Source organism: Nocardiopsis sp. B62, assembly GCF_018070675.1.
Lineage (GTDB): Bacteria > Actinomycetota > Actinomycetes > Streptosporangiales > Streptosporangiaceae > Nocardiopsis > Nocardiopsis prasina.
Genome location: NZ_JAGPXK010000022.1, coordinates 1 through 22631, shown reverse-complemented (window position 1 = coordinate 22631; position 22631 = coordinate 1). Strand labels below are relative to the sequence as shown.

Genomic DNA, 22631 nt, shown 5'->3' with positions numbered 1-22631 from the left:
GGTGCGCGGCCGGGGGGCGCGGGCGCGGCCCGGCCCCTTGCGGGTGCCGGGCCGCGTCACTCTCCGTCGTGTCCACGGAGGTCAGCCGACGTCGCCGACTAGCAGGCGGTGTCGAGGGTGCTCTGGAGGGTGGACTCCTCGGTCGAGGTGATCGTGAGGTCGTAGACGTGCTTGACGTTGATCCAGGACTTCACGTAGTCGCAGTGGACGGCCGTGTTGGTGGGCATCCACTCCGAGGGGTCCTTGTCGCCCTTGGCGCTGTTGCTGGAGGGGGTGGCCAGCCACAGCTGGGAGCTGGTGACGTCGTTGGCGAAGTCGGCGCGCTGGCTGGTGGACCAGTCGGCGGCGCCGGTCTTCCAGGCCTCGCTGAGCGGGACCAGGTGGTCGACGCTGATGTCGCCGGGGACGTCGTTCACCCACTCGTCGTCGAAGGCGCTCCACCAGCTGCCCGCGGTGGGCTGGCAGTTGGAGTCGGTGACGACGTCCTGTCCGTCGCGCTTGAGCACGACCTGGCGGGCGGTGCAGGGGCTGTCGACCACGTTCCAGTGCGGGAACAGGCTTCGGTCGTAGCCGGACTGCGGGCCCTTGGCGGCGACGGTGAGCGAGTTGAGCTGGGTCTGGGCCGCGGAGTCGCTGGGGATGTTCGGGGGCAGGGTGTCGGCGGCGGCGGGTGCGGCCCAGACGAGGACCATGGCCACCGCGGCGGCCGAGACGGTCGCGGCGGTGCGTGCGAGCACACGGGGGAAGGGGGGCACTGTGTTTCTCCTCTTGAGCGGGTCGAGGAAATCCGGACCCCACTACTGTGGAGTAACGAAAGCCCGCACGCCAGCCCCCACGCGAGAATTCCGGGTGAATCGGAGGTCACTTGGGAATAACGACCGGAGCGCGGCCGTGTTACGTTGCACCGAGCCCTGCGTCAAATGCTCGTGAAATAGATCACACGATCTCGGCCCGACCAACACACAAAGGGTTGAGCGATTCGTCGAGCAAGGCGATGAGCTGCAATGATGGCGCTCCGTGAGGGGAACTCGGCGACGCGCGGCCCAGGCGGGGGATCGCGCAGGTGAACACCCGAGAAGAAGCCAACCAGCGATTCGGAGCCCGAAAGCGTAATCTCCGGGTCGCCGTTTTTCGCCCATATAGTAGACGAGTAATACCCAGATGGTGAACTCGTAAACACGGCGGAAGGAACTCGACCCCCTTTGTGAAATCCGGGTTTGTTAGGTTCACATGTCGTACGAGGAACCCCGAGCCGAGAGGAGCACCCCAGCCGAGGGGAGCGCCATGACTCTGCAAATGGAACTTCCGACCGCGGACGACTACCCCACCCGTAAGGCCCCCGAGCCCGCGCTGCTCTACCGCCGGGACCCCGTCGTCTGGCCCGGTGCGGCCGACGGCCCCTTCACGACCGAACAGCTCGACGGCTACGACCGCCGCGGCTACACGCAGGTCGAGTCGATCGTCAATCCGGTGGAGATCGAGGCCTACCGCGCCGAACTGCGACGCCTCAGCGCCGACCCCGCCCTGAGGGACGACGAGCGCGTCGTCGTCGAACCGACCTCCGACCAGGTGCGCTCGGTGTTCGAGGTGCACAAGGTGAGCCAGGTCTTCCACGACCTCGTGAACGACCCCCGTCTCGTCGACCGCGCCCGGCAGATCCTCGGCTCGGACGTGTACGTGCACCAGAGTCGCGTCAACTACAAGCCCGGCTTCGGCGGCGGCTCGTTCTACTGGCACTCCGACTTCGAGACGTGGCACGCGGAGGACGGCATGCCCCGGATGCGCGCGGTCAGCTTCTCCGTGGCGCTCACCGACAACTACACGCACAACGGCGCCCTGATGATCATGCCCGGGTCCCACCGGACCTTCGTCTCCTGCGTGGGCCGGACTCCGGACGACCACCACCGCTCCTCGCTGAGGAGCCAGCACGTGGGAACACCCGACCAGGCGTCACTCAACCTGCTGGCCGACCGGCACGGCATCGACGTGCTCACCGGCTCGGCGGGCGACGTCACCGTGTTCGACTCCAACTGCATGCACGGGTCGGGCGGCAACATCACGCCCTACCCGCGCTCCAACGTGTTCGTCGTGTTCAACAGCGTGGACAACGCGTGCGCGAAGCCGTTCAGCGCCAGCCGGGCCCGTCCGGAGTTCCTCGCCGCGAGGGATACCACCCCCGCCGGACGCTGACCCCGGGGCGACACCGTGGCCCGCACCCGACAGCGGATGCGGGCCACCGTGTCAGGTGGCGGGTGCGAGGGCGTTGACCAGGACCCCGCCCAGGGCGCCGTGGGCCCGCTTGGTGGCGGGCCGCAGGGCGCCGACGTCGATCTTCGTGTACGAGGAACCCAGGTGGTCGTCCCAGGGGATGCGGACGATAGCCCGGCAACGGCCGCGCGCCACCCGCTCGGCGGCGTCCACGTCCTGGAGGCTGCGCTTGCTGACCCCGTTGACCACCAGGATCGAGTTGGCCCGCAGCGTCGCGTACCCGTTGCCGTCCAACCACTCGAAGGTCATCGACACCGCGCGCTCGGCGTCCGCGCTGGCCGGAGCGACCAGGACGAGGCCGTCGGCGACCGGCAGGGCCCGGGCCACGCCGGTGGCCGCCGGGTCCAGCAGCGTCACACCGTAGAACCCGCCGAGCAGCCCGGCGAGCTGCCCGTAGTCGCGGTCGTCCAGGGTCTGGACGTAGGGGTCGTCAAGTGTCTGCACGACCTCCAGTCCCGTCCCGGCGCGGCCCGCGTAGGCGCGCATCCGGTCGTACTCGTCCACGGAGTCGGCGTTGGCCAGCAGCGCGGTCAGGGTCTCCGGTGCCTGGGCGCCGACGCGGCGGGACAGGCCGTTGGGGCCGGGGTTGACGTCGACCGCCACCACCCGGTCGTCACGGTGCGCGGCGAGGGTGTGGCCGATCATCAGAGCGGTGACCGTCTGCCCCGCGCCTCCCGTGCAGCCGAGGACGACCAGGGACCTGGGTTCGGCCAGCGGGGTGCGCAGCCGTTCGATGTCGCTGGTGGGCAGGTCCGATCGGACCGGCGTCGCGCCCCCGGTGACGACCTTGGCCAGTCGGCGCCAGCCCCGGGTGCCGCCGGAGGTGCTGGGGTCGCCGGACTCGTGGTCCACCTCCTCCGCACGCGGAACCGGTTCGGGCCGGGGCCGCTGGGAGGGCACCCCCTGGGGGGTGTCGCCCAGCCGGGCCTGTTCACCGGTGCCGTGGTCCAGTTCGAGGTCGGGTTTCGTGGTGTCCTCGGAGGACCCGGAGTCGCCGCTCGCGCGTGGCTCGGGCTCCTCACCCGGGGTGGGCTGTCCGAAGAGCTGACCGATCCGACGAGCGTTCTGGGCGACCCGGTGGAAGACCCCGTCGTGGGGGTCGTGGGTCTCCGTGCCGCCAGCGGCCTCGTTCTCCCGCTCGGACGGCTCCGGGGCCGACGCTGCCCCGACGGGCTCTTCCCGAGCGGCCTGGGCGCGGCGGGACCGCAGTGCCGCTGCTTCGGCCTCGGCCAGTTCGGTCTCGGTGGGCCGGTCAGCGGAGTCCTTCGCCGAGGGACGCGGGGTCGGGCCGCGGGGGTCCTTGCGGACCTCCACGAAGCTCACGAGTTCACCCGTGCCGTGGTCCAGTTGGGTCGGCGGCTTGGGCCCCTCGGTGAGGACCACGGAGCGTGGTCCGGGCTGCACCCGCGTCCCGGTCTCCCCAGCCCCGTGGGGAGTCTGTGCAACTCGGTTGGCGGCCTCGGCCCCCGCACGGTCAGCCCGCTCGGGGGTCTCCCGAACTCCCTGGGCATCCCGCGACGCGTCAGCAGCAGGAGCCGCCTCCGCACCCTGGAACTCCGCAACCTCACCAGCAGCCTCGGCCTCACGCGCCTCGGCACTCCCGGTCTGCTCCGGCTCCCTCTGGGTCACCTCAGTTCCCACTGACCCCTGGGGCTCAGCAGACTCGCCGGAGGTACCGGGCTCGGTCCGCCCCGACGTCTCCTCAACTCCCTGGGCAACCTGCGCCACGTCAGCAGCAGGAGCCGCCTCCGCACCCTGGAACTCCGCAACCTCACCAGCAGCCTCGGCCTCACGCGCCTCGGCACTCCCGGTCTGCTCTGGCTCCCTCTGGGTCACCTGAGTTCCCACTGACCCCTGGGGCTCAGCAGACTCGCTGGAGGTACCGGGCTCGGTCCGCCCCGACGTCTCCTGAACTCCCTGGGACCCCGCAGCCTCACCGGCAGCCTGGGCCTCACGCGCCTCCGCGCTCCCAGCCCGCTCGGGCGTTTCCTCAGTCCCCAGAGTTCGTTCGGCCTCTCGGGTCACCGAGGCGTCGTGCGCACCTTGAGACTCCAGAGCCTCTTCAGCCGTCTGCGCAGCCTGGGCGGCCTCCGGAGTCACAGAAGCCTTCTCCGACTTCTGGGTCTCCTCCACATCCTGGGATTCCTGAACCCCATCAGCACCATGTGGATGCGCAACGTTCGGCGCCGTGTCGCCCGCAGAAGCCGTCTCCGTCTCCTGGAGCTCCCCGACCTCTCCGGTGGACTTGGCCTCGCGGGCCTCAGCACTCCCAGCCCGCTCGGGCGCCCTCCTGGTCTCCTGAGTTCCTACCGCTCCCTGGGACTCCTCGGGCTCCTCGGGCGCCTGCTTCCCGGCTTCCCTGCGCCTGGCCTCCTGGCGGGCCTCGGCGGCGGCGCGGCGCTCCTCGCGGAGCTCGCTGACCACGATCACCGGGTTGTCGCGGTCGCCCACCTTGGGCTGGTCCGGGTGGCGGCGCTTGCCGTCGTCGAACCAGTCCGCCGGGTCGCGGCGCTCGCTGTCCCGCTCCTTGCTCGGCACGGCGTCGGCGAACTTGGGCCGGGGCGGAGCCGGGGTGTCGGCCTTGATCAGGTGGCGGTCGAGCACGGACATGTGCTCGTTCCACCGGGTCCCGTGCTCGGCCGCCTGCCCGCCGCTCTCCACCGGCATCGCCTCGTGCTCACCGGTGCCGTGGTCCAGCTGCAACGGCGGCTTGGGCGCGTCCTCGGTGGCCGGACGCACCAGGCCGTGGGTGGCGTGGGAGACCTGGGGTCCCGCCTCGGAACGGCCGATCGGCTCCTGCTCCTCGGGGCTCTCGGGTTCCTCGGGGGTCGCCGCGGCCGGCGGCAGCCACGGAGCGGCCGACACGCTCCCGGCCGACGAGGGACGGCCCGTCGCGGCGGCGAAGCGGGCGGCGTAGTCGGACAGGTCCGGGTAGTCGGTGCGACTCCCGCCCTCGGGTTCGAGCGCCCAGGGGGTGGCGTGGGGCCGCCCCTCGCGGCGCTGCCGGGCCGGGCGGTCGTCCTCGGTACCGGCGGTGTCCGGCAGGGCGGTCCCCCGGGCACGCTCGGGCCTCGCGGGCGGGGCCTGCCGGGCGCGTTCGCGGGCGGGCTCGGGCTCATCCCGAACCCTGCGGTCGGCGTGGTCCCTGGCCACCTGGATGCCCTGGGTCCGTCCGCGCAGTCGGCGGGCGGCGGGCGACTCCTGCTCCAGTGACGCGGCCGTCATCTCCTCCGCGCGGCGCCGGGAGGGGTCGGGCTCGCGGGGCCCGACCGCCTCGGCGAGCTCCGCGCTGCTCATGGCACCGGTGTCGCTGTCGGAGTAGGCGCTCTTGGAGGTCAGTCCCAGGGGTGTCTCTCCAGAGGAGGCGCGCAGTCGGGCGAACCACTCGTCGCGGTCGCGCTGCTCGTCCTCCTCGGTGACGTACAGGGGCTCGTCGAAGGAGTCGCGGGGTTCGCCCGCGCCCTGTTCGGAACGCGCTTCCTCCTCGGCGGGCGCGGCGGACAGGCCAAAGCCGAAGTAGTTGAGGACACGGCGGCCGACGCCCCTGCGGGGCTCCTCCGAAGTGTCACTGGCCATCGCAGGGTGCTCGGACCGGCCCTCGTGCTCCGCCACGGCGTCGTCCTCCTGGGTCGAGGCGGTGTCGGTTCCGAGTCCCGCGGCGACGGCGACCGGAACCTTCCGCGCGGGGGTGTACTCGACGGAGTCGTCGTGTTCGACGACGGGGGCGGTCTGGCGTGCGGGCACGCCTCGCAGCGGAGGCGCGGCGCGGGGACCGCTCTCCGGGACGGGCGCCTCCTCGACCTCGGTCGCGGGCGCGGCCTCCAGGACGGCGGCCTGCTCGGCCTGCGCCCTACGGGCCGCACTCCGGGTCAGCGGCAGCGGCCCGGCCTCGGGGTCCCGGTGCCACACGCGCACCGAGACCCTGATCTCGGCGGGCTCGTACTCGGGTGCGAGCCGGGTGAACACGCGGGCCTCGGTAAGGAACCGGGCCTGCGAGATGAGCAGCTCGGTGAGGCGCTTGCCCTCGATCACCGGCCGGGTCGCCAGCACGGTGATCACCCCCGGCGGAACGACCCAGAGCACCAGGTGCCAGCCGTTGCCGAAGTCGAACGGGGCGTTGAGGATGCTGAGCAGCACCACCCACAGCGCGAACACGCCCAGGGCGACCCCGAAGGTCCCCACCGGGAGCGGCATGGGCAGCCGGAAATCGTAGAGCTTGTACAGCCGCTTCTCGATACGCCAGATGTTGGTGTACGTGGGCAGATCCACGATTCCGGCCTCCCTCGCCTATTCCGTCGATACGCCCATCGCTCGGGCGAGCGCCACCGCGATGACCTCGATGATGCCGGGCACGTAGAACACGATCCCGATGAAGATGGCCAGGATGATGAACTGCATGAAGCGGGTGATCTCCCTGGTGAACAGGAAGAAGATCGCCACGATGGACACGATGACGAGGAACAGCGGCCCGAAGAAGCCACGCAGGAAGTCCGCGAGTCCGCCGGTGTCGGGGGCGTTCTGCGCGGGGGTGGCCTCGACCGCGAGGGAGATCGGGTCGGCGGCGCCGAGGGCCGTCATGGTGTCGGCGGTGGCGGACAACAGGGGGAGCATGTCAGGCGCCTTCCTCCGCTGTCGTTACTGGTGTGCGCATGGTTCGTCTCGTCTCCTTGCCTACAGGCCCCGTCATCGGTTAGTCACCGAACGAGTGCGGGGCGCCCTGGATGTCACGCACGTACCACTCGTTTCCGGAGTTCACGACCGTGACCAGGTAGTTCTGCACCATCTGTCCGGCTTCACCCGCGCCGTCGTCGGCGTCGGCGGAAGGGAGGCCCCAGACCACGGTGGTCGCCACCTGTCGTACGTCATCATCCCCGGTCGAGGACTGGGATGGCACCGGCATAACGGACAGTTCGCTGAATTCGACACTGTTCGCCGGAAGTGGGGTGACAGTGGCACCCGGTTCCACGTAGCGGTCGAGGTGGCCGGCTTCCTCGGCGTAGGCCTCGAAGAAGCCGGTCAGCACGTCGCCGAGCTGCTCGGCGGCCTGGGGGTCGGTGTCGAAGGAGGGGCCCGGGGGCAGTTCCGCCTGGCTGGGCGCGGCGAGCAGCGCGGGGCGTCCGGAGAGCACCAGGGAGGCCCCGTCGCTGTACACGGGCACCTCCAGGCTCATGGCCTCGTCGTTGACGTCGGCGCGGATGGCCACGACCGCGTTGTGCTCGTCGCGCACGTCCACGGCGATGACGGTGAGGTTCTCACCGGCGAGGCTGTCCGCGGGGAGGTTGAGCTGGCTGACCTGTCCGTCGGGGACGAAGGCCGCGAGGGAGGTGAGTCGGGCCTCGGGGTCGGAGGTGTCGAGGTAGGACTCGGCGAAGCGGAGGGCGAAGGCCGCGGCGGAGGCCTCGGGGAAGTCGAGGCCGTCACTCACCTCGGGTTCGGCACTGCTGCTGGGAAGGGAGAAGCCGTTGCGGATGGGGAACCAGATGCCGTTGAAGATGACGACGATGATGAACGCCCAGAGCAGCACGCGGCCGACGCCGACCCACCAGCGGCCGCCCGCCCCGGCGCGGGGCCTTCGGGGGCGCGGAGCGTCGAGCTCGTGCTCGACGTCGTCCACCCGGTCACGCACCGCGGTGTCGCGCCGCGCCGTCTTGGCCATCCCCGCCTCCTGGTCCTGCACACAGTGACGCGTCGGCCATAGTGCCGACGCTCGGACTTCCGCGCGCCGTCGCCGACGCCTTCCGCCATGCCCTTGTCTACCCCATCCCTATAGTGAGGCATTGTGCGGGTTGGGAGCGGCCAGGACGGGTCCGTGTTTCCGGACCGGGACCACATTGACCCGGGTGAAGAAACCGCCTAAAAGGTGCAGAGTACGGCAATTCACCACTGACCACTTCCTAAGGATGTGCACGTCAGAGCCTTTCTGGCCGGACCGTAAAGGGATTGGTCACCGCTTGGTGAGCAAGATGTGTCCTGAGTGGTCAGGAAACCGTTGACCGGATGTAACCAGCGACACTCGGGCCCCACGCGGGTCCGCCCAGCGCCGAGGCCCGGGCAACGGGCCCCAGGGCACGTCCGCCGACCGCCGGGACCGGGCAACGGACCGTCCCCCGACCGCCGGGACCGGGGCAACGGGCCCCACCCCACTACCCGGGATGGCGCGCGATGACCCCCCACGCTCCCCTGGCGCGGGCCGCGCTTGTCCCGTTCGCCAACCTCGACGCGTTGGGCCGAGTCGCCCGGACCAGCGGCTCCGCTCACACCCAACGGGACCGGGGCGAACACGAAGGGGGCGGGCCGAGAGAACTCGGCCCGCCCCCTTGGGGTTCGTGCGGGTCAGACGTTGAAGCGGAACTCCACCACGTCGCCGTCGGCCATCACGTAGTCCTTGCCCTCCATGCGGACCTTGCCCGCGGCGCGTGCGGACTGCATGTCCCCGGCCGCGATCAGATCGTCGAAGGAGACGACCTCGGCCTTGATGAATCCGCGCTGGAAGTCGGTGTGGATGACCCCGGCCGCCTCGGGGGCGGTGTCACCCTTCCTGATCGTCCAGGCGCGGGCCTCCTTGGGCCCGGCGGTCAGGTACGTCTGAAGGCCGAGAGTGGCGAAGCCCACCCGCGCGAGCTGGGCCAGGCCCGACTCGGTCTGGCCGAGGGACTCCAGCAGCTCCTGGGCCTCGTCGTCCTCCAGCTCGGCCAGCTCCGCCTCGATCTTGGCGTCGAGGAAGATGGCCTCGGCCGGGGCGACCAGGTCCTGGAGCTTGCCGCGCAGGGCCTCGTCGGCGAGCTCGTCGCTGTCGAGGTTGAACACATAGATGAACGGCTTCACGGTGAGCAGGCTCAGCTCGCGCAGCCGGTCCAGGTCCACGTCCTTGGCCTGGGACAGGGAGACGCCCTCGTCGAGGATCTCCTGCGCCGCCCGGGCGGCCTTGAGGAGCTCCTGGGAGTCCTTGTCCTTGGCGTTGCGCTTGGCGTCCTTCTCCAGGCGCGGGATCGCCTTCTCCAGGGTCTGGAGGTCGGCGAGGATCAGCTCGGTGTTGATGGTCTCGATGTCGCGAGAGGGCTCGACGTCGCCGTCGACGTGGGTGACGTCGGCGTCCTCGAAGGCCCGGATGACCTGGCAGATCGCGTCGCTCTCGCGGATGTTGGCGAGGAACTTGTTGCCCAGGCCCTCACCGGTGGAGGCGCCGCGCACGATGCCCGCGATGTCGACGAAGTCCACCGTGGCGGGCAGGATCTTCGCCGACCCGAAGATCTCGGCCAGCTTCCCGAGCCGGGCATCGGGCACGCCCACGACTCCGACATTGGGCTCGATGGTGGCGAACGGGTAGTTCGCCGCCAGAGCGTCGTTCTTGGTCAGCGCGTTGAAGAGGGTGGACTTGCCAACGTTGGGCAGGCCGACGATCCCGATAGACAGACTCACAAGGTCAGAGTCTATGCGGACCGGCGGGTGGGCCGACCCGGGCACGTGCGGCCAATCATGGAAACAGAGTGCGCTGGAGCGGACACGCAGAGTAGGTTCGGGGTGCGGCCGGGCACCACGAGCAGGGATCGAGCCGACAGGACAGCGTCGAGCAGCTCCCGGCAGCAGTCATCACGGCTCCGTTCTCTTGGGGGGAAGACACCGTGGTCCAGGACCAGTTGCGCGCACTCGTTCACCGGTATCCGCTCGTGCGCTTCGCCACCCGACAGCTCCGCGTGCACCTGCCCAGGCGGTTGGGCGGCCTGGACCCGGCCCGGGTGCCGCCGCGCAACCGCAGGTTCACCCTGGACCTGCCGCGCCCCGAGGACGACCGGCGCCGGGTGGGAGCGGACACGATCACCCTCCAGCTGTCCGGCGACCTCACGGTCCCCCGCCGCCTCGCCGCCTCGGGTCTGTCCGGACACGAACCCGACAGCCTCGCCAGCTTCATGGCGATCCTCGACCACACCCGCCCCGGGGCCGTCCTCGACGTCGGCGCGGGGGTCGGTGTGTACTCGATGCTCGCGGCCGCGCGTACGCCCCGGCCGGTCTTCGCGTTCGAGCCCACCCCGGAGCTGGCCGCCGCCGCGCGCGCCGTCTCCGCCTCCGGCGACCTCGGTTTCGGCGTCGTCGACCTGGCCCTGAGCAACCACAACGGCAGCGGGCACCTGCGCCGCGCCCTGCACAACGACATGTGCAACCGGCTGGTGAACTCGACCCGGATGGGGCTCTCGCACATCACCGTGCGCACGGCCACCCTGTCGCGGTGGAACGAGACGGCGACGACCTTCCCGACGGTGGTCAAGATCGACACCTCCGGAACCGAGCCGGACGTGATCGCCGGGGGGCTGGAGGTGCTGCGCCGCTTCCGGCCCTGGGTGATGGCCAAGGTGCGTCCGGACCGGGGCGTGGAGGAGCGGCTGATGGCCCTCATGGACCCGCTGGAGTACCTGTGGTTCCCGATCAGCGGCGACCCTCCCTACGAGGCGCGCTCGGAGATCTCCGGCCGGGCCTCGCCCGCGTGGGAGCGGATGTGGATGTTCGCACCCGAGGAGCCGACCAGCGGGTTCTGGGACTCCGTCACCGTGTGGCGTACGGCCCTCGGTTCGTGCCGGGGAGCCCCCGCGGACCTGTGAGACCGCCGCTCAGATCCAGCCTTCCAGGGCCGCGAACAGCCCCGGGAGGTCGTCGCGGTGGACGTTGTGCCCGGCGCCCTCCACCGTGCGGACGGTGAAGCCGCGCTCGGCCAGGGTGCGGGCGCCCTCGGGACCGATCGGCGAACCCACCCCCGCGATCACCGCGAGGGAGGGCACCTCGGCGGCCTTGGGGAAGTTGTCCACACCGGCCAGGTGGTCGGTCACCCACGCGTGGAAGTCGGGGTCGGTGGCGGCGAAGCCCGCCAGCTCGATCCGCACGTCCTCGTCGCTCCACCCCGGGTGGAGTTCGCGCACCTGGTCGGCGTCGGCGGTGGCCAGCACCGCGCGCAGCCGATCGCCGGCGCCCTCGGGCTGGGGCGGGACGCGGAAGGCCGGGTCGACGTGGACGGCCTTCGCCGGGCGCAGGTGGTCCAGGGCCAGGGACAGCGCGAGACAGCCGATGGCGTGGCCCACGACCAGGTCGGCCCCCGTCGGGAAGGTGTCCACCAGGTCCTGGCGCAGGGCCTCGGTCGTGTACTCGCCGCGCGGGCTCTCGCCGTGGCCCCGCAGGTCCACCCCGGTCACCCGGTAGCCGCGCCGGACGAGCCGGTCCTCGACCGCGTGCCAGGTCCGGTGGAGGGACGTGCCGCCGTGCACGAGGAGGGCGAGGCGCTCCCCGGTTCCGCTGGTGTGGGTGGCGAGGCGCATGTGGGTGACCTTTCTCGGGGCGCCGCGTGGTGTGCGCGGTTGCCCCCGGTGTCGCGCCCCCGACGTCACCGGGGTTCCAAGCGTGGGTGTTGGCTCCCCCTCCGACAACCCCCGCCCGTGGCCGGTTCCGGTCAGGGCCCGCCGGTGGTCGGGCCTCGGGTTCGGCGCCCCGCCCGTGGAGGCGTGCCGTGGATCACCGCACGGTTGCGGTCCTGCGCGTTGGCGGGCACACGACCCCCGGGGGTTGAGAGCATGGCGCCATGGACGCCCTCGCACTCGTACTCGTTCTCGTCATCGGTCTGGTCATCGGCGCCGCCGTGGGCTGGCTGCTCGCACGCGGTCGCGACGCCGAGGCCCGCGCGGACGCCCGGGCGGCGGAGGAGCGCGCCGCCTACGTGGAGGAGCAGCTCGCGGACCGGTTCCGCGCGCTGTCCGCGCAGGCTCTGGACCAGACCAACCAGCGTTTCCTCGAACTCGCCGAGGGCCGGCTGCGTGCGGTCAGCGCCGAGGCCGGGGGCGACCTGGACGAGCGGCGCCGTGCCGTGGAGCGGATGGTGGAGCCCCTGACCGCGACCCTGAACCGGGTGGAGACCCAGCTCCGGGAGGTGGACGCCGGTCGGGCCGCCGCGCACGCGGAGCTGGCCAAGCAGGTCGAGTTCGTGCGGGAGGGCTCGGAGCGGCTGAGGGACCAGACGCAGTCTCTGGTGACGGCGTTGCGTAGGCCCGAGGCACGCGGCCGGTGGGGTGAGCTCCAGCTGCGGCGGGTGGCGGAGCTGGCCGGGATGTCCGCGTACTGCGACTTCGAGGAGCAGGCGGTGTCGGGGGCGCAGCGGCCGGACATGGTGGTGCGGCTGGCGGGCGGCAAGAACATCGTGGTCGACTCCAAGGTGCCGCTGGCGGCCTACCTGGACGCGGTGGAGGCCGGGGAGGGGGCGGCCTCGGAGCAGCGGCTGCGGGCGCACGCCAAGCACGTGCGCACCCACGTGGACCAGTTGGCGGCGAAGTCGTACTGGTCGGCGTTCACCCCGGCGCCGGAGTTCGTGGTGCTGTTCATCCCGGGTGAGGCGTTCCTGGCCCCGGCTCTGGAGTACGACCCCGGACTGCTGGAGCACGCGATGGGGCGGCGGGTGCACATCGCGACTCCGACGACGCTGATCTCGCTCCTACGGACTGCGCAGTACGCGTGGCAGCAGGAGGCGCTGAGCGAGAACGCCCGTGAGGTGTTCGACCTGGGCAAGCAGCTGTACTCGCGGCTGGCCAAACTGGGCGGGCACGTGGAGGGGCTGGGCCGGGCGCTGAACCGGACGGTGGGCGCCTACAACCAGACCGTGGGGTCGTTGGAGAGCAGGGTGCTGGTGACCGCGCGGCGGTTCGGTGAGCTGGGGCTGGTCGACGGTGACCTGGACCGGCTCTCCGGGGTGGAGGAGCGGCCGCGTACGGTGGCGGCACCGGAGCTGACGGAGGCGTCGGCGGGGATCGCGGAGCCGGAGGCGCGCGACACCGAGGTGTCGGACCTGAAGGTCGCGAGCGCGGCCGAGTACGGCGGTATTCGGCATGGGGATAACGGCCACAACGGTTCGACCCAAAAGGAACCAGAGGGAGTCGTTCGCGGCGAGTGACGCTCGGCCACCTCTCCGGAACCAGCCGGAACCAGGAGGGGAGATCTCGGCGTCCAAGGGGTGGAAGCCACGATCCCCCCGGAAGGGGCAAGTGGCCGAAATGGCGACACGATCCCAGGAATGACCCCCGAAGTTTCACGAGAAGTGACAGACTGAACACTGTGAGTAACAAACTGGGGAGGCGCACGACCATGCCCCCGCGCAAGTCGGACGGTCCGGAACCCGGACAGGCCCCGTACTTCGTGCGGTCCAACGGTCGCGGTCGGGAGGCGGCGGGCGCGGACAGGCCCGCGCGCAGCCACCCGAACCCGGACAGGACAGCGCGCAGTCACCCGAAGACGACGGCCGCCCCCTGGCGCCCACCACGGCTGACCGGCCGGGGCGGAGTGCTGCTCATCGTCGTGTCCAGCTTCGCCGGGACCATGATCGCCCACCTGATGTCGACCCCCGCGGCCCCCGGGCTGGCCTTCACCCTCGCCTGCCTGGTCACCGCGGCCCTGGTCAGACCCGGCGACCTGCTGTCGCTCTCGGTGAGCCCGCCCATCGCCTACTTCGTCGCCGTGGTCGCCGCCGAGAGTCTGCTGGCCCTGGGCAACGAGGGGTTCGCCCGGGTCCTCATCCTCGGCCTGGCCTCCCGGCTGGCCGACGTCGCCCCGTGGCTGTTCCTCGGCACGGCGCTGGTGTTGGTGGTCGCGGTCTTCCGTGGCCTGCCCGGCAACCTGCGCAACCTCGGCGACGAACTCAACGGCCGCAAGTAGGTCCCACCCGGGCCCGCGACGCCCACGGAGGCCGGAGGCGGCACGGCACCGGCGGACCGCTCACGAGGCCGGGACTCCGCCCCGGGACCAGTGGCGGAACGGACCTCAGAACGGGGTGTCGTCGTCCCCCGGCTCGTCGGCGCGGCGTTCGTCCATGGCCGCGGCGAGCTTGGCGCGGGCCCCCTCCAGCCAGTGCTCACAGACACGCGCGAGCTTCTCGCCGCGCTCCCACAGCTCCAGGGACTCCTGGAGGGTGAGGCCGCCCGACTCCAGTCTGCGGACGACGTCGTTCAGCTCCTCCCGGCTCTCCTCGTAGCTCAGTTCCGGGGCCTCGCTCTGGTCGGCCATGCCTACTCCCCCTCTGTGGTGGCTGCGTTGTCCGTGGTGTCCTCGGCGGCGGGCGCCGCCTTCTTCTTCCTGCCGCGCGAGCCGCCGGTGGCCGGCTTCTTCCCGGCCGGGCGCGGTTCGGGCTCCGCCTCGCCGTCCAGGGCGTCGACGGTGGCCCTCAGTCCGTCCTCGGCGAACCGCACGCGCAGGGTCTCCCCCAGCGCGGGTTCGGTGGCGGAGCGGACCACGGAGCCGTCCTCGCGCTGCACGATCGCGTAGCCGCGCGCCAGCGTGGTGGCCGGGGAGAGCGCGTGCAGCCGGGCCTCGGTGTGGACCAGGGTGTCGGCCGCGCGGTCCACCGAGGCGGCGAGGCTCCGGCGGGCGCGGTCGCGCAGCTCCAGCACCTGTTCGGTGAGGCGCTCGGTCTCCCGGACCGGATCGGCCAGGACCGGGCGGGAGCGCACGCTCGCGAGCCAGGCCAGCTCACGGTCCACGCCGCCCCGGATCACGCGGCGGGCCCGGTCGCGGAGCTGGCGGATGATCTCCAGCTGCTCCCCGACGTCCGGGACGGTGCGCTTGGCGGCGTCCGTGGGGGTGGAGGCGCGCACGTCGGCCACGTGGTCGAGCAGCGGCGCGTCCTGTTCGTGGCCGATCGCGCTGACCACAGGGGTGCCCGCCGCCGCCACCGCCCGGACCATGGCCTCGTCGGAGAAGGGCAGCAGGTCCTCCATGGAGCCGCCGCCCCGGGCGATGACGATGACGTCGACCTCCGGGCGGGTGTCCAGGTCGCGCAGGGCCTCGATCACCTCGCGGGTGGCCCGGTCGCCCTGGACCGCGACCTGGCGCACCTCGAAGCGCACGGCGGGCCAGCGGCGGCGGCCGTTCTCCAGCACGTCGCGTTCGGCGGCGGAGTCGCGGCCGCAGATCAGGCCGACGGTGTTGGGGAGGAAGGGCAGCGGGCGCTTGCGGGCGGGGTCGAACACGCCCTCAGCGGTCAGGGTCCGGCGCAGCTGCTCCAGCCTGGCCAGGAGTTCTCCGATCCCCACGTGCCGGATCTCCCTGGCACGCAGGGAGAAGGTGCCCTTGAGCTGGTAGAAGTCCGGCTTGGCGTGGATGACCACGCGGTCGCCCGGGCCGGGGGCCGGTTCCTGGCGGCGCAGGACGGAGGTCTCGCAGAGCACCCGGATGGAGGCGTTGGCGACAGGGTCGCGCAGGGTCATGTAGGACATGCGGCCGCGCGAGTTGAGCTCGGCGATCTGCCCTTCGACCCAGATGGCGCCCAGTCGGTCGATCCAGCCACCGACCGCCTGGAGTACGGTCCTGACCGGCTGCGGGGACTCCGCCGAACTCTCCATACCCATGGCTCCAGAGCCTAGGCCAGGGTGCGGACACTTCGGTGAAGGAGGGGGCGCGCGGCCCCGGAGACGATGCGTTCCCGGACGTGTGTCCGGACCTCGGCCTCCGGGGCTGGCACGGCGGGGGTGGTTCGGGACGCGCCCACGGACGCGACCCCGCTCAGACCTCGGACTCCAGCTTGGCGATCCGGTTGTCGTACATCTTGATGAACTCGGGGCGGGCCTCGTGCGCGACCTCGTAGGCGCGCAGGTCGCGGACCTGATCCATGGTGAGCTTGCGCAGGCGGGCCCGGATGGACGGCAGGCTGAGCTCGTCGTAGGTGGGCACGGCCAGGTCCTCTGCGGCGGGCGCGGCCTCCTTGCGGACCCGCTCCAGGACGTCGTCGCTGGCGACCGTGGTGTGGGCCTCGGCGGCCTCGAGCTCCTCGGCCAGGGCGGAGCCGTCCTCGGGGAGGTCGGCGGTCGCCGGGACGGAGGGCTCGTCCCTGGGCTCCTCGACCAGCGGGGCGGCGTCGGAGGTGGTCTCGGCGGGGGTCTTCGGGGCGGCCTCCGGGGCTGCGTCGGCAGCGGTCTCCGAAGAGGTCTTTGCGGGGGTCTCCGGGACGGCGTCCACAGGGGTCTCGGCGGTCGCCGCGGGGGCGGTCTCGGCCTTCTCCTCGGCCTTCTCGGCCTGCTTGACCGTGTTCTCGGACGTCGCGTCCGTGGCCGCGGGGGTCTCGTCCTTCTTGTCCTGCACGGTCGTGACGACCGGGTCCTTGCGCCCGAAGATGCCCCTGACGAGGGTGGTCAGCTTCGTGACGATGGTCGGGTTCGACATAGGACGGGGGCTCCTGGTGCTCTCGGCGTGGGCCGGCGGCGCGCGTCCAGCGAACAAGGCAAGGCCGAGTTGAGGGCGAACCGCCTCATAACAGATGCGATGGTGACCCAGGATAGAGGAGGGAGGAACAGCATGAGCGGGCGAGAAGTGAACGATTTCGCCACTTCGACGCCGGATCGCGTGCGTTCGGTCGCGCCGACGTCACCTGCCTGCGGTCCCGCCGTGGATGTACCCACGTCGGTGCCCTTTCCCACACCCGGACCCACGGCGCCGGATCACACCTAGGATGTGTCCCATGAGTGCGATGACGACTGCCACGAACCAACGCCGTGTGCTTCTCGCCAACCCGCGGGGGTACTGCGCCGGAGTCGACCGGGCGGTCATCACCGTCGAGAAGGCACTGGAACAGTATGGCGCCCCGATCTACGTGCGCAAACAGATCGTGCACAACACGCACGTCGTGCGCACCCTGGAGGAGCGCGGCGCGATCTTCGTCGAGGAGACCGAGGAGGTGCCCGAGGGCGCCATCGTGGTCTTCTCCGCTCACGGTGTCTCGCCCGCCGTCCACGAGCAGGCCCAGCGGCGTCAGCTCAAGACCATCGACGCCACGTGCCCCCTGGTCACCAAGGTGCACAAGGAAGCCCAGCGCTTCGCCTCCGAGGACCGCGACATCATCCTCATCGGCCACATCGGCCACGAGGAGGTCGAGGGCACCAGCGGTGAGGCCCCGGAACACATCCAGATCGTGGAGAGCCCAGACGAGGTCCACAAGGTCGAGGTCCGCGACCCCGACAACGTGTCCTGGCTGTCCCAGACCACCCTCTCGGTGGACGAGACCAACCAGACCGTCGACGCCCTCCGCGAGCGGTTCCCGAACCTGCTCGACCCGCCCAGCGACGACATCTGCTACGCCACCTCCAACCGCCAGGACGCCGTCAAGGCCATGGCGCCCGAGTGCGAGCTGGTCATCGTGGTGGGCTCCGACAACTCCTCGAACTCCGTGCGCCTGGTCGAGGTCGCCCTGGACGCCGGCGCGAACGCCTCGTACCTGATCGACAACGCCACCCTGATGGACGAGGCCTGGCTGGAGGGCGTCACCACGGTGGGCGTGACCAGCGGCGCCTCGGTGCCCGACATCCTGGTCCGTGAACTGCTCGACAAGCTGGCCGGGCACGGTTTCGGCTCGGTGAGCCCGGTGACGACCGCGGACGAGACCCTGACCTTCTCGCTGCCCAAGGAGCTCCGCCGGGACCTGCGCGCCGAGTAGGCGCCTCCCGACGCTCCCGACATCGAGGGCCCCGCCGAACCGGACGGTTCGACGGGGCCCTTCGTGTGCGGGGTGGACCGTGGGCTTGGGGGGTGTCCTTTGGATCGCTCCGCCCACCCGTGGCCACCTCAACGGACTCCTGCGGCGAGGTGTTCTCGCGTCACCACCAGGCTGCTCGCCGCACCGATGAAGCTCGCGCAGCGCACAGTGGGCGGGCCCCGCCGTGCGGCTCCGCGGAGCCTGCGTGGCAGCGCACAGTGGCGGCGGTCCCGCTCCACCACCTGCGAGAGATGGCGGCCCCCCGTTGTGCCTGCGTGGCAGCGCACATCAGGGGACACGGCCGCTCGCGGCGGTGGGGCTCCGCCGCCACCGGCGAAGGCATCCGAAACGCCCTAGGAGTCGGCGTCCGCTGCCTCGGAGGCCTCGGCGCCGTCGCCCTCCTCGGTGTCCTCGGTGTCCTCGGGATCCGGGACGGGGAAGGTCTCCAGGTGCTCGGCCAGCTCGGCGAACTCGTCGACTCCGGCGCTGCCAGCGACGACCAGGGTCCGGTCCTGCCCGCGCAGCACGAGCGCGCCCCAGTCATCGGACTCCAGGTGCTCCCACTCCTGGTCGCCCACCATGACGGTGCCCACCGGCTCGGCGTCCTTGACGCTGTCGCGCACCACGGTGTCGGGGTCGTCGTCACTCTGGACCAGCCTGGCGTGGCTGTCCTTCGGGGTGGCGAACCCCACCGTCCACTCGACCGGGCCGTTCAGGTCCAGGGTGGAGCTGGTGGGCGTCCAGCCCTCGGGGAGGTCCTCGTCGGGGGCGGTCACCGGATACTCGGCGCTGCTCCTGAGCACCTCGATGTCCGGGCGGAACTGCACTTCGGGGATGCGTTCACCCGATCGTGTGGAGACCACGAACGCCATCACCAGGATGATCGCGACGACGACCCCGAGGGAGATGGCGTAGTTCTTGAAGGTGGCGTTGGCCCGGCTGTATGAACTCATGACAAGACCAGCTTGCCCCAGCTCCCGGGCCACTTCGACCTGGGGTGCGGTTAGCGGGCGCGAGCGGCGACCGGCCCCGGACGGGAACCGGGGTCGGCTGTCCGGGCTTCATCGGCGCGGCGGGGCAGCCTGGTGGGTGACGCGAGGGCACCGCGCCGCAGGCGTCCGTTGAGGGTGGTGGAGGGTGACGAAGAGGGCGAGCACCGCGCCGCAGGCGTCCGTTGAGGGTGGTGGAGGGTGACGGGCGGGCGGAGGGAGCGAAGAAACCCGCCCTAGTCCCGCTGCCGGTGGCGCGGTTCGAGTTCGGTGAGCAGCCCGGTGATCTCGTCCGCGAGCCGGTGGGCGTCGGCGTCGTCGCGGCGCACGACCTCGGCGACGGCGAGGAGCATGGAACCGCTCACCACGATCAGCAGGGCCTCGTCGACGGGCTCGTCCGCCTTGCGGAACAGGGCCACGTTGCGGTCGGTCCACTGGGTGAGCCTCGACCGCAGCTGGTAGTCGAACCCGGGCGGGCCGTCGCCGCTGAAGAACAGCCGCGCGGTGTCGCGCTCCTCGATGCACCCGAGGAGGTAGGCGTGCGCGGCGATGTTCATCAGCCGTGTGGGATCACTCTCACCATCGGACCGGGCGTCGCGGACCGCCTGGTGGGTGCGTTCCTGCTGGCGCTGCTGGAACTCCTCGTACAGGGCGACGTACAGGTCCGCCTTGCCGGTGAAGTGGTGGTAGAGGCTGCCGACGCTGGCCCCCGCGACCGAGACGACCTCGCTCACACCGGCCTTGGCGAACCCCACCGTGCGGAACACCTGGGCCGCCGCCTGCAGCAGGGCACTGCGGGTGGCCGCGCCACGCGGCGAGACCCGCGCGGGCCTGTCCGTCTTGTCCACTGTCACGCCCTCACTCCTGTCCGGGTCCCCACGAGCCTGGAGCGTTCCCCCGGGAGGCCCCGGGAACTCCCCCCTGCCTCGCGGCGACGGGCTTGACGCGACCGGCGCGCCTGACGACTGCTCTCCCGGCAGCCGGGACCGCCACGGCGTGGCCGATCCGGGTCAGGTGCACGATGTTACGGGCCACGTCGCGCTCGGTGATACCCGACCACCCGCACCCGGATCAGCCGGGCGCGCCCGTGATCGGCCCCCGCTCGGGCGTTCGTCCGGCCGGGTGGCGTCCGACACGCGCGCCGTGCTCCCCGGGGACCGCGATAAACGGAGGTCACGTCGGGTGACTACCCTAAGAGAGAACCCCACCCTGTTTCCTGACGGAAGGTGTCACGTCCATGTCGCAGCCCAGTAACCCGTCCGCGCAGCACTCGGCGCCCGACCGTAACCTCGCGCTGGAACTGGTCCGCGTCACCGAGACCGCCGCGCTGGCCGCGGCCCGTTGGGTCGGCAAGGGCGACAAGCTCGGCGCCGACGGCGCGGCCGTGCGAGGCATGCGCCACATGATCAGCACCGTGTCGATGAACGGCACCGTGGTGATCGGCGAGGGCGAGAAGGACAACGCCCCCATGCTCTACAACGGCGAGCGGGTCGGCGACGGCGGCGGCACCGACTGGGACGTCGCGGTCGACCCGATCGACGGCACCACCCTGACCGCCATGGGCATGCCCAACGCCATCGCGGTGATCGCGATGAGCCCGCGCAACACCATGTTCGACCCGTCCGCCGTGTTCTACATGGAGAAGCTGGCCACCGGCGCCGAGGCCGCCGACGTGGTGGACATCGCCGCGTCGCCCGCCGAGAACATCCGCGCGGTGGCCCGCGCCAAGGGCAAGTCGCCGCAGGACGTGACGGTCGTGATCCTGGACCGTCCGCGTCACAAGCAGCTGGTCCAGGACGTGCGCGACGCGGGCGCCCGGATCAAGTTCATCAGTGACGGCGACGTCGCGGGCGCCATCATGGCGGCGCGCCGGGGCACGGGTGTGGACCTCATGCTGGGCATCGGCGGCACGCCGGAGGGCATCATCACCGCGTGCGCCATGAAGTGCCTGGGCGGGGTCATCCAGGGCCGTCTGTGGCCCAAGGACGACCAGGAGCGCCAGAAGGCGGTCGACGCGGGCCACGACCTGGACCGCGTGCTGCTCACCGACGACCTCGTCTCCTCGGACGACGTGTTCTTCGCCGCGACCGGCATCACCGACGGCGAGCTGGTGGGCGGGGTCCGCTACGAGTCGACCGGTGTGACCACCGACTCCCTCGTCATGCGCGGCCGCAGCGGCACCGTACGCCAGGTCCGCAGCGAGCACCGGCTGAGCAAGCTGTCGGCCTACAGCGGCGTGGACCTCACCTCCGCCCCGGAGTAGTCACCGCGCGACGGCGGTGCCTCGTCCTCCTGGACGGGGCACCGCCGTCGTGCTCTCGCGGTCCTGTGTGAACAACTCGGTGTTTCCCCGCATCAGACTCGTTGTTGGCCCCGCGCCCGCGCCTGTCCCGAACACCCTCGTCGGAGGTCCGATGTCCTACCCAGATCCCCCACAGCAGCCCCAGTGGCAGCCGCCGCAGCAGCCGGGCCAGGGGTTCCCCCAGCAGCAGGGCCCCGGCCAGCCGCACTTCGCCCCGCACCAGCCCGCTCCGCAGCCTCCCGGCGGCCAGTACCCGGGGCAGCAGTACCCGGGCCAGCAGTACCCGGGCGCGGGTGGACCGCCCCAGCAGGGGCCGGGCACTCCGATGGGACCCGGCGGACCCGGCGCCCCCATGGGCCCCGGCGGTCCCGGTCAGCCGCCCTACGGCGGCCAGTACTCGGGCGGCCAGGTCCCGCCCTCGGGCGGCGGCCGCAAGTGGCTGATCCCGGCTGCGGCGGGTGTGGCCGTCGTGGTCATGGGCGGCACCCTGTGGGCGGCCGTCTCGCTCGTCGACTTCGGTGGACCGCAGCCCGAGTCCGTGCTGCCCGGCAACTCCGTGGCCTTCGGCAAGGTCGACCTGGACATCGACGGTTCCCAGGTCATGGACCTCATCAGCTTCTCCCAGAAGCTCCCCGCCGAGGTCACCGAGGAGACCGGTGAGGTGGAGGAGGACACCACGGGTGTCTTCGCCGGGGCGTTCGCCGAGACCTTCGAGGTCGAGGAGTCCGAGGTGGAGGAGTGGATCGGGCAGAAGGCCGGTGTCGCCGCCTGGCCCGCCAGCGACCCCGAGGCCGCCGTGGAGGACGACATGGCGCTCGTGCTGGCGCTGTCCGTGACGGACGCCGGTGCCGCCGAGGGCACGCTCGGCGGGCTCCGCGAGGACGGTGACCTCGACTACACGATGGTCGACGACTTCGTGGTCATCGCCGAGGACGAGGTCCAGATCTCCGAGTACAACGACCAGATGTCGGCCCACGGCGACCTCGAGGGCAACGACACCTACACCGGAGACCTGGGCGACGTTCCGAGCGGCAGCATCGCGCTGGCCTGGATGGACCTGGGCGCGTTCAGCGAGCTGACCGGGATGGACCAGGAGCTGGCGGCCGAGTTCGGCACCGGGCTCGACTCCGCCGTCGAGGGGCGCATGACCGCATCCGTGCGAGTGGACGGCGACTACCTCGAGGCCCGGATGGACGTCTTCGGCTTCGAGGTGGAGGACGAGGCCCTGACCTGGCTGGCCGACGCCCCCGGCGCGAGCATGGAGGCCATGGGCGGGCTGCCCTCCGGCACCGTGGCGGCCTTCGCCGGAAGCGGCATGGACCAGTCCCTGAGCACCGCCTGGGAGAACGACGACCTCCCGTTCCTCAACGAGGGCGACCGCACCGAGATGGAGTCGTTCTTCAACTCGGTCGGCGCTCCGCTGCCGGACGGGTTCACCTCCCTGCTGGGCGGCTCGACCGCCTTCGGCCTCACCTCGTTCGACCCGGACGGGTTCTCGGATCCGTCCTTCCAGTACCACGCTGTCGGCGGGGACCAGCAGGCGATCGAGGGCTTCCTGGACGAGGCCTTCGGTGGCCCCTACTCGACC

General features: G+C 71.4%; 18 protein-coding genes. 7 read left to right on the top strand and 11 right to left on the bottom strand.

Annotated features, from left to right (window positions below; genetic code table 11):
* Positions 1 to 98: 98 nt before the first annotated feature.
* A complete protein-coding gene (locus KBX21_RS20360; RefSeq protein WP_049568755.1) occupies positions 99 to 755 on the bottom strand; it encodes an HNH endonuclease family protein in 657 nt (218 codons plus the stop codon).
* A 529-nt stretch (positions 756 to 1284) separates the two neighbouring features.
* Here KBX21_RS20360 and thpD point away from each other — a divergent pair.
* Positions 1285 to 2190: an ectoine hydroxylase gene (gene thpD, locus KBX21_RS20355; RefSeq protein ID WP_234003851.1), complete on the top strand. Its 906-nt coding sequence runs from the start codon at positions 1285 to 1287 to the stop codon at positions 2188 to 2190.
* A gap of 51 nt (positions 2191 to 2241) precedes the next feature.
* On the opposite strand, the gene KBX21_RS20350 is transcribed toward thpD, so the two are convergent.
* The 4 genes from KBX21_RS20350 to ychF all read right to left on the bottom strand — a co-directional run bounded on the left by KBX21_RS20350 (position 2242) and on the right by ychF (position 9687).
* On the bottom strand, positions 2242 to 6537 hold the full coding sequence (locus KBX21_RS20350; RefSeq protein WP_210843091.1) for a TcpE family conjugal transfer membrane protein: 4296 nt from the start codon (positions 6535 to 6537) through the stop codon (positions 2242 to 2244).
* An 18-nt stretch (positions 6538 to 6555) separates the two neighbouring features.
* Positions 6556 to 6879 (bottom strand): hypothetical protein, encoded by a 324-nt coding sequence (locus KBX21_RS20345; RefSeq protein ID WP_049568747.1) that lies wholly within the window; start codon positions 6877 to 6879, stop codon positions 6556 to 6558.
* Between the two features lie 79 nt (positions 6880 to 6958).
* Positions 6959 to 7924, bottom strand: coding sequence for a conjugal transfer protein (locus KBX21_RS20340; RefSeq protein WP_049568744.1), 966 nt, complete (start codon positions 7922 to 7924; stop codon positions 6959 to 6961).
* Between the two features lie 677 nt (positions 7925 to 8601).
* Positions 8602 to 9687, bottom strand: coding sequence for a redox-regulated ATPase YchF (gene ychF / locus KBX21_RS20335; protein ID WP_049568742.1), 1086 nt, complete (start codon positions 9685 to 9687; stop codon positions 8602 to 8604).
* A gap of 203 nt (positions 9688 to 9890) precedes the next feature.
* Between ychF and KBX21_RS20330 the strand changes: the two genes are divergently transcribed.
* Positions 9891 to 10862, top strand: a complete 972-nt coding sequence (locus tag KBX21_RS20330; RefSeq protein ID WP_049568739.1) for an FkbM family methyltransferase — start codon at positions 9891 to 9893, stop codon at positions 10860 to 10862.
* Between the two features lie 9 nt (positions 10863 to 10871).
* Here KBX21_RS20330 and KBX21_RS20325 read toward each other — a convergent pair whose 3' ends face one another.
* Positions 10872 to 11570 (bottom strand): alpha/beta fold hydrolase, encoded by a 699-nt coding sequence (locus KBX21_RS20325; RefSeq protein ID WP_049568737.1) that lies wholly within the window; start codon positions 11568 to 11570, stop codon positions 10872 to 10874.
* Between the two features lie 260 nt (positions 11571 to 11830).
* On the opposite strand from KBX21_RS20325, the gene KBX21_RS20320 reads away from it, so the two are divergent.
* Positions 11831 to 13189 carry a DNA recombination protein RmuC gene (locus KBX21_RS20320; RefSeq protein WP_210843090.1) on the top strand — a complete coding sequence of 453 codons (1359 nt, stop codon included), beginning with the start codon at positions 11831 to 11833 and terminating at the stop codon, positions 13187 to 13189.
* A gap of 191 nt (positions 13190 to 13380) precedes the next feature.
* Positions 13381 to 13947, top strand: a complete 567-nt coding sequence (locus KBX21_RS20315; protein ID WP_049568732.1) for a DUF6542 domain-containing protein — start codon at positions 13381 to 13383, stop codon at positions 13945 to 13947.
* A 105-nt stretch (positions 13948 to 14052) separates the two neighbouring features.
* On the opposite strand, the gene KBX21_RS20310 is transcribed toward KBX21_RS20315, so the two are convergent.
* The 3 genes from KBX21_RS20310 to KBX21_RS20300 all read right to left on the bottom strand — a co-directional run bounded on the left by KBX21_RS20310 (position 14053) and on the right by KBX21_RS20300 (position 16446).
* Positions 14053 to 14295, bottom strand: coding sequence for an exodeoxyribonuclease VII small subunit (locus KBX21_RS20310; RefSeq protein WP_049568729.1), 243 nt, complete (start codon positions 14293 to 14295; stop codon positions 14053 to 14055).
* A 2-nt stretch (positions 14296 to 14297) separates the two neighbouring features.
* Positions 14298 to 15635, bottom strand: a complete 1338-nt coding sequence (xseA, locus tag KBX21_RS20305) for an exodeoxyribonuclease VII large subunit (protein ID WP_210843088.1) — start codon at positions 15633 to 15635, stop codon at positions 14298 to 14300.
* Between the two features lie 154 nt (positions 15636 to 15789).
* Positions 15790 to 16446, bottom strand: a complete 657-nt coding sequence (locus KBX21_RS20300) for a hypothetical protein (protein ID WP_210843085.1) — start codon at positions 16444 to 16446, stop codon at positions 15790 to 15792.
* 295 nt (positions 16447 to 16741) lie between these two features.
* Between KBX21_RS20300 and KBX21_RS20295 the strand changes: the two genes are divergently transcribed.
* Positions 16742 to 17713: a 4-hydroxy-3-methylbut-2-enyl diphosphate reductase gene (locus tag KBX21_RS20295; protein WP_199776484.1), complete on the top strand. Its 972-nt coding sequence runs from the start codon at positions 16742 to 16744 to the stop codon at positions 17711 to 17713.
* Positions 17714 to 18105: 392 nt separating this feature from the next.
* Here KBX21_RS20295 and KBX21_RS20290 read toward each other — a convergent pair whose 3' ends face one another.
* A complete protein-coding gene (locus tag KBX21_RS20290; protein ID WP_049568718.1) occupies positions 18106 to 18705 on the bottom strand; it encodes a DUF4245 domain-containing protein in 600 nt (199 codons plus the stop codon).
* Positions 18706 to 18977: 272 nt separating this feature from the next.
* Positions 18978 to 19589 (bottom strand): TetR/AcrR family transcriptional regulator, encoded by a 612-nt coding sequence (locus tag KBX21_RS20285; protein WP_049568817.1) that lies wholly within the window; start codon positions 19587 to 19589, stop codon positions 18978 to 18980.
* 389 nt (positions 19590 to 19978) lie between these two features.
* Between KBX21_RS20285 and glpX the strand changes: the two genes are divergently transcribed.
* A complete protein-coding gene (gene glpX, locus KBX21_RS20280; protein WP_049568715.1) occupies positions 19979 to 21004 on the top strand; it encodes a class II fructose-bisphosphatase in 1026 nt (341 codons plus the stop codon).
* Positions 21005 to 21155: 151 nt separating this feature from the next.
* On the top strand, positions 21156 to 22631 hold a 1476-nt coding region (locus KBX21_RS20275; RefSeq protein WP_247666061.1), incomplete at its 3' end, for a hypothetical protein.